At 63.8% G+C, this 16,217-nt stretch carries 15 protein-coding genes and 1 riboswitch; of the genes, 8 read left to right on the top strand and 7 right to left on the bottom strand.

Features of this window, described 5'->3' with window-relative positions:
• The first annotated feature begins 6 nt into the window (after positions 1–6).
• Both F0A16_RS19760 and tkt read left to right on the top strand, forming a co-directional pair.
• Positions 7–810, top strand: a complete 804-nt coding sequence (locus tag F0A16_RS19760; protein ID WP_149437479.1) for a triose-phosphate isomerase family protein — start codon at positions 7–9, stop codon at positions 808–810.
• A 125-nt stretch (positions 811–935) separates the two neighbouring features.
• A complete protein-coding gene (gene tkt / locus F0A16_RS19755; protein ID WP_149437477.1) occupies positions 936–2,930 on the top strand; it encodes a transketolase in 1,995 nt (664 codons plus the stop codon).
• Between the two features lie 119 nt (positions 2,931–3,049).
• Here tkt and F0A16_RS19750 read toward each other — a convergent pair whose 3' ends face one another.
• A complete protein-coding gene (locus tag F0A16_RS19750; protein WP_149437475.1) occupies positions 3,050–4,036 on the bottom strand; it encodes a sugar-binding transcriptional regulator in 987 nt (328 codons plus the stop codon).
• Between the two features lie 179 nt (positions 4,037–4,215).
• Positions 4,216–4,381, top strand: a riboswitch (FMN riboswitch).
• 152 nt (positions 4,382–4,533) lie between these two features.
• On the opposite strand from F0A16_RS19750, the gene F0A16_RS19745 reads away from it, so the two are divergent.
• Complete coding sequence (locus tag F0A16_RS19745) at positions 4,534–5,031, top strand: 6,7-dimethyl-8-ribityllumazine synthase (RefSeq protein ID WP_149437473.1); 498 nt, start codon at positions 4,534–4,536, stop codon at positions 5,029–5,031.
• Between the two features lie 85 nt (positions 5,032–5,116).
• Here the strand turns inward: F0A16_RS19745 and F0A16_RS19740 are convergent, their stop codons facing one another.
• The 4 genes from F0A16_RS19740 to F0A16_RS19725 all read right to left on the bottom strand — a co-directional run bounded on the left by F0A16_RS19740 (position 5,117) and on the right by F0A16_RS19725 (position 9,557).
• Positions 5,117–6,619 carry a tripartite tricarboxylate transporter permease gene (locus F0A16_RS19740; RefSeq protein ID WP_149437471.1) on the bottom strand — a complete coding sequence of 501 codons (1,503 nt, stop codon included), beginning with the start codon at positions 6,617–6,619 and terminating at the stop codon, positions 5,117–5,119.
• A gap of 19 nt (positions 6,620–6,638) precedes the next feature.
• Positions 6,639–7,082: a tripartite tricarboxylate transporter TctB family protein gene (locus F0A16_RS19735; RefSeq protein WP_149437469.1), complete on the bottom strand. Its 444-nt coding sequence runs from the start codon at positions 7,080–7,082 to the stop codon at positions 6,639–6,641.
• A gap of 94 nt (positions 7,083–7,176) precedes the next feature.
• On the bottom strand, positions 7,177–8,229 hold the full coding sequence (locus F0A16_RS19730; protein ID WP_149437467.1) for a type 2 periplasmic-binding domain-containing protein: 1,053 nt from the start codon (positions 8,227–8,229) through the stop codon (positions 7,177–7,179).
• A gap of 275 nt (positions 8,230–8,504) precedes the next feature.
• Complete coding sequence (locus F0A16_RS19725) at positions 8,505–9,557, bottom strand: class I fructose-bisphosphate aldolase (RefSeq protein ID WP_149437465.1); 1,053 nt, start codon at positions 9,555–9,557, stop codon at positions 8,505–8,507.
• 456 nt (positions 9,558–10,013) lie between these two features.
• Here F0A16_RS19725 and F0A16_RS19720 point away from each other — a divergent pair, with 456 nt between their 5' ends.
• The 3 genes from F0A16_RS19720 (at position 10,014) to F0A16_RS19710 (ending at position 11,550) form a co-directional block, all read left to right on the top strand.
• The gene (locus F0A16_RS19720) at positions 10,014–10,397 is read left to right on the top strand and encodes a CidA/LrgA family protein (RefSeq protein ID WP_149437463.1); all 384 of its coding nucleotides are present in this window, start codon (positions 10,014–10,016) and stop codon (positions 10,395–10,397) included.
• Positions 10,390–11,118: an LrgB family protein gene (locus F0A16_RS19715; RefSeq protein WP_149437461.1), complete on the top strand. Its 729-nt coding sequence runs from the start codon at positions 10,390–10,392 to the stop codon at positions 11,116–11,118. Before F0A16_RS19720 ends, F0A16_RS19715 begins: the two co-directional genes overlap by 8 nt.
• 120 nt (positions 11,119–11,238) lie before the next feature.
• Positions 11,239–11,550, top strand: a complete 312-nt coding sequence (locus F0A16_RS19710; protein WP_149437459.1) for an alpha/beta fold hydrolase — start codon at positions 11,239–11,241, stop codon at positions 11,548–11,550.
• 107 nt (positions 11,551–11,657) lie between these two features.
• Here the strand turns inward: F0A16_RS19710 and F0A16_RS19705 are convergent, their stop codons facing one another.
• A complete protein-coding gene (locus F0A16_RS19705; RefSeq protein WP_149437457.1) occupies positions 11,658–12,575 on the bottom strand; it encodes an aconitase X in 918 nt (305 codons plus the stop codon).
• A gap of 235 nt (positions 12,576–12,810) precedes the next feature.
• On the opposite strand from F0A16_RS19705, the gene F0A16_RS19700 reads away from it, so the two are divergent.
• Together F0A16_RS19700 and F0A16_RS19695 are read left to right on the top strand one after the other, a co-directional pair.
• On the top strand, positions 12,811–13,866 hold the full coding sequence (locus tag F0A16_RS19700; protein WP_149437455.1) for a type I glyceraldehyde-3-phosphate dehydrogenase: 1,056 nt from the start codon (positions 12,811–12,813) through the stop codon (positions 13,864–13,866).
• A gap of 160 nt (positions 13,867–14,026) precedes the next feature.
• Complete coding sequence (locus F0A16_RS19695) at positions 14,027–15,190, top strand: phosphoglycerate kinase (protein ID WP_149437453.1); 1,164 nt, start codon at positions 14,027–14,029, stop codon at positions 15,188–15,190.
• A 97-nt stretch (positions 15,191–15,287) separates the two neighbouring features.
• Here the strand turns inward: F0A16_RS19695 and F0A16_RS19690 are convergent, their stop codons facing one another.
• A complete protein-coding gene (locus F0A16_RS19690) occupies positions 15,288–16,019 on the bottom strand; it encodes a transporter substrate-binding domain-containing protein (RefSeq protein ID WP_149437451.1) in 732 nt (243 codons plus the stop codon).
• Between the last annotated feature and the right edge of the window lie 198 nt (positions 16,020–16,217).

The raw sequence follows: 16,217 nt of genomic DNA, 5'->3' as shown, positions 1-16,217 counted from the left end.
GACGCCATGGCTCACGCTCCGATTACCCTGGGCATCAGCTTCAAGATGTATTTCGGCTATGCCCAGACCCTGGACTGGTGCCGCCAGATCGCCAACCGTCTCGCCCACCACCCGGCCGTCATCGACGGCCGGGTGTCGCTGTTCGTGCTGCCCAGCTTTCCCGCCCTCGCCCCGGTACTCGACTGCTTCGCCAACACCCCAGTCGGCGTGGGTGGCCAGAACCTGTATCAGGCGCCACCCGGCGCTTATACTGGCGAGGTGAGCGGGGCCATGCTGGCCGAGATGGGCTGCCGTTATGTCGAGATCGGCCACGCCGAGCGCCGACGCCTGTTCGCGGAAGATGACGGCATCGTCGCCACCAAGACACGAATCGCCCTGGCGCAAGGGCTGATACCGGTGCTCTGCATCGGAGAATCCGACCGTGGCGAGCCGCGCGATGCCATTGCCGACTGCCGGCATCAGATCGATTCGGCACTGGCGCTGGCGACGCCGGAACAGCGCTCGCAGCCGCTGGTGATCGCCTATGAACCGCACTGGGCGATCGGTGCCTCGGAACCGGCGTCGCTGGCACACATTGCGGCGGTCTGCCAGGGGTTGCGGGATCATCTCTCAACGCATCCGTCTGCTAGCGTGATCTACGGCGGCAGCGCCGGCCCCGACCTGTTGACCCGTCTGGCGGGAAAGGTCGATGGTCTGTTCCTGGGGCGCTTTGCCCACGATCCGGCCGCGTTCGAGGCGATCGTGAACGAAGCCTCGCTGCTCGCGTCAAACGGATCAGCCGCGCGGAACGAATCCTCCGCATCGGATTGATCATCCGCGTTACACTGACCAGCCACGTTAGACTTGATTGCCGTGTCGAACTCATCGTGTCAAAACGAGTGCCAGATCGCGTCTCGCGACATCATCCATTTACGATCTAGGGGATCCGAAAGCCAATGCCATCTCGTCGTCAGCTAGCCAACGCCATCCGCGCGCTTTCCATGGACGCCGTGCAGAAGGCCAACTCCGGCCACCCCGGCATGCCGATGGGCATGGCCGATATCGCGGAAGTGCTGTGGAACGACCATCTCAAGCACAACCCCGCCAATCCAGACTGGGAAGATCGCGACCGTTTCATTCTCTCCAACGGTCACGGCTCGATGCTGCACTACTCGCTACTCCACCTGACCGGTTACGACCTGCCGATGAAGGAGCTCGAGAACTTCCGTCAGTTGGGCTCCAAGACTCCCGGTCACCCGGAGCACGGCTACACCCGGGGCATCGAAACCACGACCGGCCCGTTGGGTCAGGGCCTGGCCAACGGCGTCGGCATGGCGATCGCCGAGCGCACCCTGGCCGCGCAGTTCAACCGCGACGGCCATGAGATCGTCGATCACCGCGTCTGGGTCTTTGCCGGCGACGGCTGCCTGATGGAAGGCATCAGCCACGAAGCCTGCTCGCTGGCAGGTACCCTGGGGCTGGGCAACCTGGTGGTGTTCTACGACGACAACGGCATCTCCATCGACGGTGAAGTCGAGGGCTGGTTCACCGACGATACCGGCAAGCGCTTCGAGGCCTACCACTGGCACGTGATCCCCGATGTCGATGGCCACGATGCCGAGCAGATCAACGCCGCCATCGAGGAAGCCAAGAGCGTCACCGACAAGCCGACCCTGATCATCTGCAAGACCGTGATCGGCTTCGGCTCGCCCAACAAGGCGGGCAAGGAGGAGAGCCACGGTGCCGCGCTGGGCGAAGACGAAGTCGCCGCCGCCCGCAAGGAGCTGGGCTGGGAATACCCGGCGTTCGAGATTCCCGACGAATACTACGCCGCCTGGGACGCCCGAGAGCAGGGCCAGAAGCGCGAGGCTGAGTACGATGCCAAGCTGGCGGCGTACGAGCAAGCCTACCCGGAACTGGCCAAGGAGCTGAAGCGCCGCTACAACGGCGAGCTGCCGGCCAACTTCGACGGCGATGCCCTGATCCAGGCGGCGCAGGAGAAATCCGAGACCACCGCATCGCGCAAGGCATCGTTGGGCGTACTCAACGAACTGGGACCGGACCTGCCCGAGCTGTTCGGTGGCAGCGCCGACCTCGCACCGTCCAACCTGACGCTGTGGAAAGGCGCCAAGGCGATCAGCAAGGAAGATTTCGACGGCGGTTACCTGCACTACGGCGTACGCGAGTTCGGCATGGGCGCGATCGCCAACGGCATCGCCACCCACGGCGGCTTCATTCCCTATGACGCCACCTTCCTGGTGTTCCTCGAGTACATGCACAACGCCGTGCGCATGTCCGCGCTGTCGCACACCCGCATCATCCACGTCTTTACCCACGACTCCATCGGTCTCGGCGAAGATGGTCCGACCCACCAGCCCATCGAGCAGTTGGCCGACCTGCGCAATCTGCCGGGTCTGGCAACCTGGCGCCCGTGCGATGCCACCGAAACCACGGCCGCCTGGGTCGAGGGCCTGAAGCGCGAGACGGGGCCAACGGCGCTGATCTTCTCGCGTCAGGACCTGCCGGCGCAGTCGCGTGACGCCACGCAGTTGAAAAATATCCGCCGGGGCGGCTACGTGCTCAAGGAAGCCGAAGGCGGCACGCCCGAGCTGATCCTGATCGCCACCGGTTCCGAGGTGGGCCTGGCGATGGATGCCGCCAAGGAACTCGAAGGCAAGGGCAAGAAGGTTCGCGTGGTCTCCATGCCCTGCACCAGCGCCTTCGACGAGCAGGACGACAGCTATCGCGAGTCGGTACTGCCCAGGTCCGTGCGCGTTCGCCTGGCGGTGGAAGCCGCCATCCCGTCGACCTGGTACAAGTACGTGGGTCTGGACGGCGACGTGATCGGCATGACCACCTACGGCGAGTCCGCCAAGGCCGGCGACCTGTTCAAGCACTTCGGTTTCACGGTCGACAAGGTCATCGCCCGCGCCGAGAAGCTGCTGGGCTGATCGTCAACGCCTGAAAGCGCGCAACGAAGCGCCCGGCCTGTTGGCCGGGCGTTTTTCATTGGTGGATTCGTGACGAGGCGGTTCGGGCGCCAAGGGAAGAGCAGCTTGTCAGCCAATGCTTAACCGGATTTGTCGTCGACCCGCGTCGCCTCGTCCAGCCGCAGAATGGTGTGGGCGTTGGTGACGCTGGTGGCGAGGGTATCGATCACCCCGGTGCGCAACGCGCCGAGTATGCCGGCCGCCTTGGTATTCTCGGCGGCGATGGCGATCACGTCGGGAATTCGGGCCAGGTCGGTGATGGTCAGGCCGATGACGCGGCCCTGCATCGGCGTCATCGACGGGCGGCCATAGATGTCGATGAAGTCGTAGCCCATCATGTCGCCCACGGTGCCGGAGAGCCGCGCCTCGGCAGTCTCCTGCGGCGTGAACCAGCCCATCCGCACCATGTTGCTGTTCTCGCTGAGATCGCCGATGCCGATCAGCGCCAGATCGGCGCGCCGGGCGCGGTCCAGCGTCTGGCGAATGGTCGGGTTCTCGTACATGGCGTCGCGCAGCTCGAGGTTCTGCACCAGCGCCGGCGCATAGAGCGTCTCGCTGTCGCCGCCAAACTTGATCGCCAGCCGGCGACAGATGTGGTCCGGGTTCATGTACTCCCCCGCCCGCACCGAACCGCCGATGGCGCAGACGAAAGAACACTGGCGCTGCCCCTGCTCGAACACGTTGTCCGCCACCGCACCGACGTTGCGCCCCATACCGACGGCGACGATCGCCCCCTCGCTCAGCTGTCGCGAGAGATGATCGGCCACCAGGCTGGCCACGTTGGCGCGCTGAACGTCGGAATCGGCGTGATCGAGCGCAATCAACGCGCGCTTGATCCCGAAGCGCCGCTTCAACGCCTGTTCGATCTCCGCGCTGACGGCAGGATGCTGGCGCACGCGAACGTCGACGATCCCCTCCGCCTGCGCGCGCTTGAGCAACCGCCCCGCCTTGACCCGCGAGATACCCAACCGGTTAGCGATGACCTCCTGGGTCTCCCCCTCGGTGTAGTAGAGGGTGGCGATTTCCGTCATCAGAGCGATATCGGCGTTCTCGTTGCGCTCGTTCATGCACGCTTCCATGTTTTGAGAAGATCGAGTGTGAAGAAGATCGGCCTTGAACGGCCCAAGGCCGGCGCCCCGTTCAGCCGGCCTATTCGACCGGCTCACGATACCACAGGGTCCCCCGCGTTCGACTTTCTCGTGCGCCGAAATCGGCGTAGACTATCGGCGGATTGCGGTTCGCCGCGATCGGTTCTCAGGGCGGGGTGCAAGTCCCCACCGGCGGTAATGATGCGGCGTGAAACGAGCGCCAGCCTCTCAGCCCGCGAGCGCTCGAAGGCGTCGCCTTCGAGGTCAGCAGATTCGGTGAGATTCCGAAGCCGACGGTGATAGTCCGGATGAAAGAGAACGGTTCCCCTTGCAACGACGATTCGGTCAGCCACGCGTGGCTATCGGTGACTTTCGCCATTCACGCCCACGCCAACCGCCTCCCGTGATTCCCAAGCGGATCCGAAGCCCTGATTCTGGTTAACGTGACTTCGGTCACCGATGAATAGGAAACGACCATGAATCAGCCCTATCCGCCGCAGCTCTCGCCGCAGACGCTGTCGCAACGCATCGCCTTCATTCGTGCCGACTGGCACGGCGATATCGTCGGCAACTGCCACGCCGCCTTCCTCGACGCGGTCGCCGAACGCGGCTTTGCCGTCGAGCAGATCGACACCTTCACCGTGCCCGGCGTGTTCGAGATTCCACTGCAGGCCAAGCTGCTGGCCAAGAGCGGCCGCTACGCCGCGATCGTCGCCTCCGGCTTCGTCGTCGACGGCGGCATCTATCGCCACGACTTCGTCTCCACGGCAGTGATCGATGCACTGATGTCACTGCAGGTCGAGCAGGAAGTGCCGGTACTCTCCGCGGTGCTGACGCCGCACCACTTCCATGAGCACGAGGCGCATCTGTCGTTCTTCCAGCAGCACTTCCTGATCAAGGGGCGCGAGGCCGCCGAGGCGTGCCTGGCCACGATGGAGAACGTCAATCAGGCGCGCAAGCTGAGCGTCGACTGACCGCCTGCCGGCATCATGCCGATGAGCCCACGCCATCCCCGATGGCGTGGGCTTTTTCGTTGCGTCCTGCCAGACCGGCGGCCGATCAGCTCTCGACAGGGGCCTGGCGTCGATTCCTCACCCGCAGGTAGATCGCGAACGCCAGCGACACGGCGATCAACACCCACAGGAACATGGCGATGGGACTCTTGGTGAAGAAGATCGAGTAGTTGCCGTACGACTCCAGGCTCTTGACGAAGTAGACCTCCGCCGACTTGCCGAGAATGAAGCCGATGATCAACGGCACCGTTTCCAGCCCGATCTTGTGGGCGACCCAGCCGAACACGCCGAAGATCAGCAGCGTCCAGACATCGAACATGATGCCGTAATTGATCGCGTAGGCGCCGACGACGCACATCATGATGATCAGCGGATAGAGAATGTACTTCGGCACCTCGATCACCTTGGCGATATGGCGGATCGCGAAGTACATGATGCCGAACATCAGCACGTTGGCTGCCAGCAGCGCGATGATCATCAGGTACCAGGTATCGAGGTTGTTGCCGATGAACAGCGGGCCGACCTGGATACCCTGCAGCGTGAACGCACCGATCAGGATCGCCGTGGTGGAGTCGCCGGGAATGCCCAGCGACAGCAGCGGCACCAGCGCGCCACCGGTCAACGCATTGTTGGAGGACTCCGACGAAACGATCCCCTGCGGCGCGCCCTTGCCCATCTGGGAGGAGTCCCGCGAGAAATTCTTCTCCTGGCTGTAGGCCAGGACCGAGGCGGCGCTGCCGCCGACGCCCGGCAGAATCCCGACGAAGGTGCCGATGCTCGAGGAGCGTACCAGGTTGAGCAACTGGCCCTTGAACACGCTGAACCGGAACCTGGCCCCGCCCTTGAGCGAAATCGGCCCCTGACCGGTCTCGTCCTTGAACCCCTTCTCGGCGTCCAGCAGCACGGTGGTCAAGCCAAAGATACCGATCAGTACCGGCAGTAGCGAGAAGCCGTCGATCAGGTAGTACTGCATGAAGTCGAACATCAGACGCGGCTCGCCATTGCCGCCCTCGGTGATCGAGTAGGTGCCGATCAGACTCAGCCACACCCCCAGTACGCCGCTGAAGACGCCCATCAGCATGTTGGAGCAGAGCGAGGCGATCACCGTCAGCGCCAGCAGGATGATCAGGAACTTCTCGACGTAGGAGAACTTGATCGCGAAGTCCGCCAGCACCGGGGCGAAGAAGAACAGTACCGCGGCGCTGAACAGGCCACCGAAGACCGAGGCGACGATCCCGATCTTGAGCGCGCGCTCGCCCTCGCCCCGCTTGGCCATCGGGTAGCCGTCGAAGGTGGTGGTGATCGACGACGGTGTGCCGGGGATGTTGATCAGCACGGCGGGTACCATCCCGCCGGAGATACCGCCGACATAGAGCCCCAGCAACAGCGCGATGCCGTTCTCGAGACCGAAGGCGTAGGTAAGCGGCAGACAGACCGCCACCGCCATGGTGGCGGTCATGCCCGGGATCGCGCCGAAGATGATGCCGATGGAGGTTCCCGCGGCGATCAGCGCGAAGAACATCGGCGTGAGGTGAGACAGAATATCCATGCAAGATGTCTCCGGCAGATCAGGGCAGGGTGATGCGGAACAGCTGCGCCAGCACGTACCAGGCCAGCGTCGGCGCGATCAGCGCATTCAGCACCAGGATGACGAACAGGCGCCGCGTCGGCCGGTCCACGTAAAGCAGCGAGAGCAGAAACACGAACAGCACCGACATGATCAGAAAGCTGTAGCCGGTATTGGGAAACACGTCGCTCAGCACGCCCATCAGATAGAAGTAGGCCGTGGTCAGCGCCAGCGTGCCGAAGAAACGCCGGTGGTCGAACTCACCCTCACGCCCGATCAGAACGCGACCCGCGCGCTTGAGACCCGGCACCAGCAACCGATAGCGGGTGATCAGGATGATCGCCAGCAGAGCGACCAGAATCCAGGTGACGATTCGGGGAAAGAAGAGGTGCGATTGGTCGAAATCGATGGTCACATCGAGCAGCGACAGCCATTGGCTTTCCATGGAAAGCGGCTCCTGCGCCGGGTCATCGCCGGCAGTGTCGGTGGTGGGAACGAAGCCGTGCCGGCCGACGTCAGCCGGCCGGCATGCGGCGGGATCAACCGTTCAGGTCGCTGATGATGGTCTGGTACTGGTCGTTTTTCTCTTTCAGGTAGCTGGCCGCTTCCTGGGAGGGCTTGAAGTCCGGCACGAAGAACGAGCGCTTCTGCTGCTGCTGGATCTCGCCCTCGTCGTAGATCTCCGCCAGCGCATCGTCGATACACTCGATCGCGGCAGGATCCATGTCCTTGTTGTAGAGGAAGAAAAATTCCTTGTCGAAAGTGAAGTCCCGGTCGGCGCTCATCGGCACGCTGACATTCGGCGTCACGTACTGCAGCAGCTGCTCGCGCGTGGTGTCGCCCATGCCCGCTTCATCGGTTTCGGCGATGGTCTTCTCGCGGGCGGTGATCCAGACGAAGCGCATCGCCTTCTGGTCATCCGCCGGCAGTTGGGTGTACTGCTCGTTGGCCTGGACCGAACCGTTGATCACGTCCACCGCCCCATCGAACAGCAATTGGTTCTTGTCCGCCTGGGAGCCGGTGTTGACGGCGACGATGTTGCCCTCCTTGCCGGGGTACTTCATGCGTACGGCATTCTTGAGCGCCGAGAATCCGATCTCCGAGACGCTGCCCGGCTGGATCGCGACCTTGACCTGCTTGCCGTCGCCCGCGGCTTCGATGATGTCGCTCATCGACTGATAAGGGGAATCCTTGGGCACGAGATACGCGTTACCCGGATTGATGGCGATGGTCGGCCCGACGATGAACTTGCTGAAGATATCGGGATACCCGTTCACCCCGTAGAGGTTGCCCAGGTAGGCGCCGTCATGAAAGATCATCACGGTGTTGCCGTGACGGCTGCGCTCCAGCGCCTGGAAACCGGGCATCACGCCAACGGCATCGACCTTGGCATTGATGTCGAGCTTGTCCGCCAGTCGATCCACCACGATGCTCGAGTTCTGGTAGGTGTCGCCGCCGGTCGAGGTCGAGCCGATCACCACGCGCAGGTTCCCCGGTAGCGGGCAGTCGTCGGCGGCCTGCGCAGAGGCCGATACCCCGATGGCGGCACTGACCACTACCGCCAGACAGGCCTTGTTCCAAATCGCTTTCATGACGCGTCTCCCTCATACCGTTGCCCCACCCGAGCAGCGCGACTCGCTACGCCATACGCCGGCGGGGACAAAATGATAGCGTTATCATCCAATACGTCTCGCACGGTAATGAAGGCGACTTTGTCAGACAATTCAACTTAAGTCTCCAGACCAAGGTCGTAATCCATCGACCTGGGCAAAATGCCTGAAATCGAGGCGAAAAAAAGCCCGGCGGTAGCCGGGCTTCGGGGATTCCATGACACCTTGCGTCTAACGTCTAATCCATGGGCCTGGGATCAGGCGACGGTGACGTCCTTGGAAAGGTAGACATCCTGAACCGCGTTGAGCAGTTCGATACCCTCTTTCAGCGGCTTCTGGAATGCCTTGCGTCCCGAGATCAGGCCCATGCCACCGGCACGCTTGTTGATCACTGCCGTACGTACCGCTTCACCCAGGTCCGAGTGCCCCTTGGAGCCACCGCCGGAGTTGATCAGCCCGGCGCGGCCCATGAAAGAGTTGGCCACCTGATAGCGGGCCAGGTCGATCGGGTGATCGCTGGTCAGCTCGCTGTAGACCTTGTCGTGGGTATGACCGAAACCGATCGCCTTGTAGCCACCGTTGTTCTCGGGCAGCTTCTGCTTGACGATGTCGGCCTTGATGGTCGCCGCCAGATGCACGGCCTGGCTGGTGAGGTCGGAGGAGACGTGGTAATCGGTCCCGTCTTTCTTGAACTCGGGATTGCGCAGGTATGACCACAGCACCGTGACCATGCCCAGCTCGTGCGCACGCTCGAAGGCCTCGCTCACTTCCTGGATCTGGCGGCGGCTATCCTCGGAACCAAAGTAGATCGTGGCACCGACCGCGATGCAGCCCATGTCGTGGGCCTGCTCGATCTGCGCGAACATGGTCTGCTCGTACATCGCCGGCAGGGTCAGGCTTTCGTTGTGGTTGAGCTTGAGCATCATCGGAATCTTGTGCGCATAGCGCCGCGCCACCGAAGAGAGCACCCCGAGGGTCGAGCAGACGCAGTTGCAACCGCCCTGCAGGGCCAGCTCGACGATGTTCTTGGGATCGAAGTACATCGGGTTGGGGGCAAACGACGCCCCGGCCGAATGCTCGATACCCTGGTCGACCGGCAGGATGCTGAGGTAGCCGGTACCGCCCAGGCGACCGGTATTGAACAGCGTCTGCAGGTTACGCATCACGTGCGGACTGCGATCGGTATCGGAGAAGACGCGATCGACGAAGTCGGGGCCCGGCAGATAAAGGTCTTCTTTCTTGAAGCCCGTGCAGGTATAGCTGAGTAGGCTGTCTGCTTCCTTGCCCAGCAGCTTGGCGATATCGGTCATGTTGCTTTTCCTCTGTCCTCAAGATGGATCATCCGGGAAATCTCGACTTGGGCCGCTTCCCTGTCTACCAAAGATGGCTAACCGATAATGGCTGCGTGGCATGGTCTCGACCCGCTGCCCGTGGCGCCAGCCCCCCTCTCTATCGCGGCGATCATCGACTAGCCGTTAAGGAAACACCGCAAAATTGTCCGCGCTTCCTGAGATCACCGCCAAGAATAAGCGACTATGCGCCGCAGTTCACGCCCATGCACCGTTTCTTCATCGCCTGTCTGCTCGGTCGGACGCCATGACGGGGGCTGCACCAGATTGTCACGTTTCGTATCCCGGCGACGGCTGAAAATCGTCATGGGAAAGTCTTGAGCGCCGGCCGGATCCGGACTGGCATGCCACGGCCGTCGGGACTACGCCACGCATTTGCTATGATGCTCCTCCTTTCCGCGATTCGAGATTGTCAGGATGTCCGTTCTACGCGGTTTTTTGTGGTTGCTGATCTTTCTGCTATTGGGACAGGCCGTGGTGGGGCTGTTCCGCCTGCCGATGCCCAGCGGCGTCATCGGCATGCTGTTGTTGACCCTCTTCTTCGGCTACCGGGGTGGCATGAATCCGGATGTCGTCCACATCAGCCAGCCGCTGATCGCGATGCTGGCGCTGTTGATCATGCCCGGTGTCGTCGAGATATTCTTCGTCGCCGGTCAGTTCGCGGACCAGTGGGCCGCCATTCTGACCGCGCTGATCGCGGGCACGCTGCTCAGCGTGCTGTCGAGCCTGCTGCTGATGCGGCGCTATCTGCCCGCGAGCGACGCCCCGGGAATGGCAGCGGGAAACGCCGGCCATGAATGACTGGCTCGAGCGACTCTCGCAGCTGCCGCAACAGTGGTTCGACTCCCCGATCGCCGCCATCGCGCTCACGCTCGGCGCCTATTTCTTCGGTATCCGCCTGTTCAAGCTGATGCATCGACCCACCTGGTGCCCGCCGATGCTGATAGCGGCGATCCTGATTGCCGTGACCATCGCGTTGTTGCCCATCGGCATCGACGACTACAACCGCGGCGCCGGCTGGCTCATGCTGCTGCTGGGCCCGGCCACTGTCGCGCTGGCCGTACCGCTCTACCAGCAACTGCCGCAGATTCGCGCACTGTGGAAGCCGATTCTGCTGACGCTGCCGCTATCGGCGACCCTGGCCGCCTGCTACGCCGTGATCATCGCCGCCACCATGGGCGCACCGAAAGAGGTGCTCGCCTCGCTGGCGCCCAAGTCGGTGACCTCACCCATCGCGCTTGGGCTGGCCGAAGAACTCGGCGGCTCGCGGGCGCTGCTGATGGGGGCACTGCTGACGACCGGCGTCACCGCCATTTTCGGGGTGGAATGGCTGAGCCGGGTCCTGCGCATTCGCGATCCCCGACTGATCGGTCTGGCACTGGGCATCAACGGACATGCCCTGGGCACGGTGCGCGCCTTCGAGATCAGCAGCGCCGCCGGCGCGTTCGCTTCGCTGGGTATGAGCCTGACCGGCGCCTTCACCGCCGTCGTTCTGCCTCTCGTCTGGCATCTCTTCTACTGAGCAGCGCTTCATGCCCGACAGCGACGCACATCCCGCTACGCTGTTATCAGACCGTCGACTGCCTCGACGGTTTCGGCAAGGAAAGCCCGATGACAGCAAAGCCTCGACAGGAGGGATCCGATGACGATAGCCAGTGACAACGGTCAGGGAGATCCGACGCTGGTGCTCATGCACTTCTTCGGCAGTTCCCATCATGAGTGGGAGGCGGTCCTGCCGCTTCTCGACGAGCGGTACCGGGTGATCACGCTGGACATGCCGGGCTTCGGCCGCGCCAGCGAAGAGTCTCTCGCCCCGACGCTCTACCAGCAGGCGGTGGAGGATGCCATCAACGCTAACCCGGCGGCGTGGCGGGCCTGGGTACTGGTCGGGGACAGGGACCCGTCGCTGCCGCCGGAAACTCAGCGTTCCGAGGTGATGCCCCACCTCCCCTAGGGCAAGCTCGAGGTCTTTCCCGGCTATGGGCATCTCCTCCCCATGGAGATGCCGGAGACACTGGCGGAGCAACTCAACGCCATCGCCGCCGAGATCCGCTGAAGACCTCAGTTGGCGGAGAGTGCCGGCGCCCGGCCGACGATCGCCACGCAGAGCGCGAGCGGCCAGGGCCACTCGGCGCCCGCCCGCGATGGCGATGAATCGGCGAGCGGTATCGCGCCGAGCGCTCGGCAGGCCTTGACGACGTGCGTCGTCGCCTCGCCGAGTGCCCCGATCGTCGTCGGTACGCGGAACTCGCCGCCCCATTCGACCAGTTGCGCGGCGAGCGCCAGACCCGCCGGGCCGATCTCGATATCGCCGCCGACGTGAATGCGATCCACGTCGAACAACGCCCGGACACCCTGAAGGCGAGCCATGCCGACGACGACCCGCATCGCGGCCTGGGCGGCCGGACCGGCAGCGCCATCGAGACAGCGCCGGTCCTCCGGCGAGAGCGTGAAGCCATCGTTGGCGGCAAAGTGTGGTGTCGGCTCGTGCCCCAGTTCTCCGCCGGCCGTGACGCTGGCCAGGCCCGCCAGGCGGGGGCCGCTCAGGACGAGCCGGCCACCGCGATAGAGCGTGACCAGATGCGCCGCCTGGGCCATGGCAAAACGTGCCTCATCCAGCACCACCACCGGCAACGAGAGCGACAGCACCTCCGCGGCGACGATAGCTCCCAGCGCAATGGCCTCGTCGGGACGGTCGAGCACGACCAGCGCCGGCGCCTGCCCGGCATGGATGGCCTCCAGTAGCCCGACACCGCCGCTGCTCGAACCCGGCTTGCAAGCAACGACCAGCGCTCGCCCGGCGACGGGGTCGCCACGCGGCAGGTCGCGATCGCCGATCCCCTCGCCTTGCTCTAGCTCCGGGTCCTCCCACAATCGGCATGGCATCGAGCGGTTCAGGACCACGCCGCTGGCCTCGCCCTCGACCAGACACTCGGTGGCGGAGAGATAGAACGACAACGATTCGAGACGCCGCCTCATGGCCTCGTCGTCCCGACAGCCATGGATGGGACCGCGATCGCAACGAAAGGCGTGTCGGCAATAACCATCGGTGAGCGCATCCGGTACCAGAGAGATCGTTCCAAACTATGAGGCGATCGCTCTTGCGTCCAGTCCCTTGGCCTGACATCCGGCTCAGGATCGGCTGGTCCGGCATGGATGCGCTAAGATGGCCGGCCTCGACCCTCGTCCTCAACCTCGGGTTATCGGACTCGCCATGACCTATCGCGTCGCCATCAACGGCTACGGCCGTATCGGCCAGAGTGTGCTGCGTGCACTGATCGAGCGCCCCGATCTGCCGCTGGAGATCGTCGCCATCAACGAGCGCTCCGACCTGGAGACGATCGCCTACCTGACCCGCTATGACACCACCCACGGGCGCTTTCCCGGCCATGTCGAAGCGCGCGATGGCTGCCTGATCGTCAACGGCAGGATCATTCGTGTCCTCAACGCTGCCGAACCGGAGACGCTCCCGTGGGACGAGCTCGGCATCGACCTGCTATTGGAGTGCTCCGGCAGTTTCAAGGATCGCGCCACCGCCGAGCGGCATCTCCAAGCCGGCGCGGCGCGATTGCTGTTCTCCCAGCCGGCGGCAGCGGACGTCGACGCCACGGTAGTCTACGGCGTCAATCAGAGCGCGATCGCCCCCGACATGCGGATCGTCTCGGCGGCGTCGTGTACCACCAACTGCCTGATACCGATCCTCGAGGTGCTGGACGCCAGCTTCGGCGTCTCCCATGGCGTCACCACCACCATTCATTCGGCGATGAACGACCAGCCGGTGATCGACGCCTACCACAACAGCGACCTGCGCCTGACACGCTCGGCGATGCAGTCGATCGTCCCGGTAGATTCCGGTCTGGCACGCGGCATCGGCCGCCTGATGCCGCATCTGGCGGATCGCTTCGAGTGCCTTCACGTGCGGGTACCGACCATCAACGTCTCGGCCATGGATCTGGCGATCTCGCTCGAGCGCGATACCGACGCCGACGCGGTCAACGCCTGCCTGGCCGCCGCCAGCCGCGAGCGCTACCTGGGCCTGCTCGGCGTGACCTACGAGCCGATGGCCTCGGTCGACTTCAACCACGATCCGCGCTCGGGTATCGTGGATGCCACTCAGACCCGTGTGGCCGGCGGCCGCCTGCTCAAGTCGCTGTGCTGGTTCGACAACGAATGGGGCTTCGCCAACCGGATGCTCGATGTCGCCCGCCACTGGCTCGAACTGTCATCTCCCGTATCCGAACCCGCCACCTCCTCAGGAGAGGGTATTTAAGAAACAGGCGAACGAAGACGAGACAAGGCAAAACCGGATGAAACAGCGGAGTTTACGAGCAGTAAATGAGCATGTTGACCGGGCTCGCGCACGAGGAGGGTTTCAACGCCGTATCGGCGAGTGCAGCCCTTTATTAAACACCCTCTAAGGAAAGGATTTCATGACCGTACTCAAGATGTCTGAACTCGATCTCTCCGGAAAACGCGTGCTGATCCGCGAGGATCTCAACGTCCCGGTCAAGGGCGGCAAGGTCACCAGCGATGCCCGCATCCGCGCCTGCCTGCCGACGATCCAGGCCGCGCTCGACGCCGGCGCCAGCGTGATGCTGATGAGTCACCTGGGTCGGCCCACCGAGGGCGAGCCGGCGGATGAGTTCACCCTGGCCCCGGTGGCCGAGCATCTCTCCGAGCTGCTGGGCAAGCCGGTACGGCTGGAGAAGGAGTACCTCGACGGCAACGTCGAGATCACCACCGGTGAAGTCGTGCTGCTCGAGAACGTACGCTACAACGAGGGCGAGAAGAAAGACGACGAAGCGCTCGCCAAGGCATATGCCGCCCTCTGCGATATCTACGTGATGGACGCCTTCGGTACCGCCCACCGCGCCCAGGCCTCCACCCATGGCGTGATCCGATTCGCGCCGCACGCCTGCGCCGGGCCGCTGCTGGCCAACGAGCTCGACGCGCTGGAAAAGGCGCTCAGCGCGCCCAAACGCCCGATGGCCGCCATCGTCGGTGGCTCCAAGGTGTCGACCAAGCTCGACGTGCTCTATTCGCTGTCGGAGAAGTGCGATCAGTTGATCGTCGGTGGCGGCATCGCCAACACCTTCATCGCCGCGGCCGGTTACGGCGTAGGCAAGTCGCTCCATGAAGCGGATCTGATCGACAAGGCCAAGGAACTGATGGCCAAGGTCGAGATCCCGCTGCCCACCGACGTGGTCGTCGCCACCGAGTTTTCCGAATCCGCCGAAGCGACGGTCAAACCGGTCGATCAGGTCGGCGACGACGAGATGATCCTGGATATTGGCCCGGAGACCGCGAAGCACCTTGCCAGCCTGCTGGAAAACGCCGGCACCATTCTGTGGAACGGCCCGGTTGGCGTGTTCGAGATCGACCAGTTCGGCAAGGGCACCGAAGTGCTGTCGAAGGCGATCGCCGCGAGCCCCGCCTTTTCCATCGCCGGTGGCGGTGACACCCTGGCCGCCATCGACAAGTACGGCATCGCCGACCAGGTCTCCTACATCTCAACCGGCGGCGGTGCCTTCCTCGAATACGTCGAAGGCAAGACCCTCCCCGCCGTGGCGGCGCTGGAGAAAGCCGCGAAATAGCACCGATTCATGATCCGGTGACAAGCGACGACACCGACCCGAGGGTCGGTGTCGTCGTCTGTGGGCAACGGCTTGCCATTTCACACCGCTGTCTTGCTCACGGGGCCGCCTGGGTCTCGTCCTGTCCGCTCTCCACCAGCGCCCGTTTCACCAACCCGTTCTGCTTCATCCGGGAGAGGAAATTCTCGACGTAGCGCGTGACCCGATCCGACGCCTGGGCCCTGGTCACGGCCATGCACTGCTCGATGGCGGTGAAGCGCCCTGGCAGGACACGATAACCGGGATTCGACGCGGCATAGGCCGCGAGTGGCTGACGCACGCCGGCGGCGGCATCAAGCCCCTGCTCGGCGAACAGCTCGATCGCCGCGGCGGACGTGGCAGCGCGAACCAGGCTGGCATGCGTCAACGCCCGTGTCAGATAGAGATCGTAGGCCGCGCCCTTGCCCACCGCGATGCGGATATCGTCGCGATCCAGCTCGTCGACATCCTGGAACGGCGCCGCATCCGGCACCAGGTAGGTGCCTTCGATGATCACGTAGGGATCGGTGAAGTGGATCTTCTCGGCCCGCACCGGGTCGCGGGCGAGAAAGCCGATCCGCCAGGCGTCGTCGTCGATGGCGGCGAACACGTCACCGGCACCGTCGAAAGTGGCAAACTCCGCTTCCACCCCGAGTTCCTCCGCCAATGCCCGCGCCAGCGCCGCAGAGACACCGACAGGCTCACCGTTCTCTCCACGCTGGGCCAGGACAGTATTGCCGTAGTTGATCGCGACGCGTAGTCGCCCGGCCGGCGCCAGCGCCTCGATGACCGCAGATTTTTCATCGCTCATACAACGTTCCTCAGAGAGAAAGCGAGTAAGGATAATAGCTGATCGAACTCGTCAATCCTGGGTTCTCGCTCTGGCCGCCTGCATCCGACGACGCAGGATCGGCCCCACGATCACCGGCAGCAGCAGGCCGATGATCGCCACCAGCCACAGTCCGATCGACAGACCGCTGCCCCACAAAATCGACCAGTCGCCATCGGA

The organism is Salinicola corii, from assembly GCF_008298015.1.
Lineage (GTDB): Bacteria > Pseudomonadota > Gammaproteobacteria > Pseudomonadales > Halomonadaceae > Salinicola > Salinicola corii.
Note: the sequence above shows the minus strand (reverse complement) of the source record. Positions and strands in the feature narration are given on the sequence as shown.

What these genes read in the sequence shown, in the direction of transcription:
- tkt (WP_149437477.1), top strand. Translation starts at nt 936, where the DNA reads ATGCCATCTCGTCGTCAGCTAGCCAACGCCATCCGCGCGCTTTCCATG.
- F0A16_RS19690 (WP_149437451.1), bottom strand. Translation starts at nt 16,019, where the DNA reads ATGAGCGATGAAAAATCTGCGGTCATCGAGGCGCTGGCGCCGGCCGGG.
- F0A16_RS19695 (WP_149437453.1), top strand. Translation starts at nt 14,027, where the DNA reads ATGACCGTACTCAAGATGTCTGAACTCGATCTCTCCGGAAAACGCGTG.
- F0A16_RS19720 (WP_149437463.1), top strand. Translation starts at nt 10,014, where the DNA reads ATGTCCGTTCTACGCGGTTTTTTGTGGTTGCTGATCTTTCTGCTATTG.
- F0A16_RS19760 (WP_149437479.1), top strand. Translation starts at nt 7, where the DNA reads ATGGCTCACGCTCCGATTACCCTGGGCATCAGCTTCAAGATGTATTTC.
- F0A16_RS19715 (WP_149437461.1), top strand. Translation starts at nt 10,390, where the DNA reads ATGAATGACTGGCTCGAGCGACTCTCGCAGCTGCCGCAACAGTGGTTC.
- F0A16_RS19750 (WP_149437475.1), bottom strand. Translation starts at nt 4,036, where the DNA reads ATGAACGAGCGCAACGAGAACGCCGATATCGCTCTGATGACGGAAATC.
- F0A16_RS19740 (WP_149437471.1), bottom strand. Translation starts at nt 6,619, where the DNA reads ATGGATATTCTGTCTCACCTCACGCCGATGTTCTTCGCGCTGATCGCC.
- F0A16_RS19730 (WP_149437467.1), bottom strand. Translation starts at nt 8,229, where the DNA reads ATGAAAGCGATTTGGAACAAGGCCTGTCTGGCGGTAGTGGTCAGTGCC.
- F0A16_RS19710 (WP_149437459.1), top strand. Translation starts at nt 11,239, where the DNA reads ATGACGATAGCCAGTGACAACGGTCAGGGAGATCCGACGCTGGTGCTC.
- F0A16_RS19725 (WP_149437465.1), bottom strand. Translation starts at nt 9,557, where the DNA reads ATGACCGATATCGCCAAGCTGCTGGGCAAGGAAGCAGACAGCCTACTC.
- F0A16_RS19745 (WP_149437473.1), top strand. Translation starts at nt 4,534, where the DNA reads ATGAATCAGCCCTATCCGCCGCAGCTCTCGCCGCAGACGCTGTCGCAA.
- F0A16_RS19705 (WP_149437457.1), bottom strand. Translation starts at nt 12,575, where the DNA reads ATGAGGCGGCGTCTCGAATCGTTGTCGTTCTATCTCTCCGCCACCGAG.
- F0A16_RS19735 (WP_149437469.1), bottom strand. Translation starts at nt 7,082, where the DNA reads ATGGAAAGCCAATGGCTGTCGCTGCTCGATGTGACCATCGATTTCGAC.
- F0A16_RS19700 (WP_149437455.1), top strand. Translation starts at nt 12,811, where the DNA reads ATGACCTATCGCGTCGCCATCAACGGCTACGGCCGTATCGGCCAGAGT.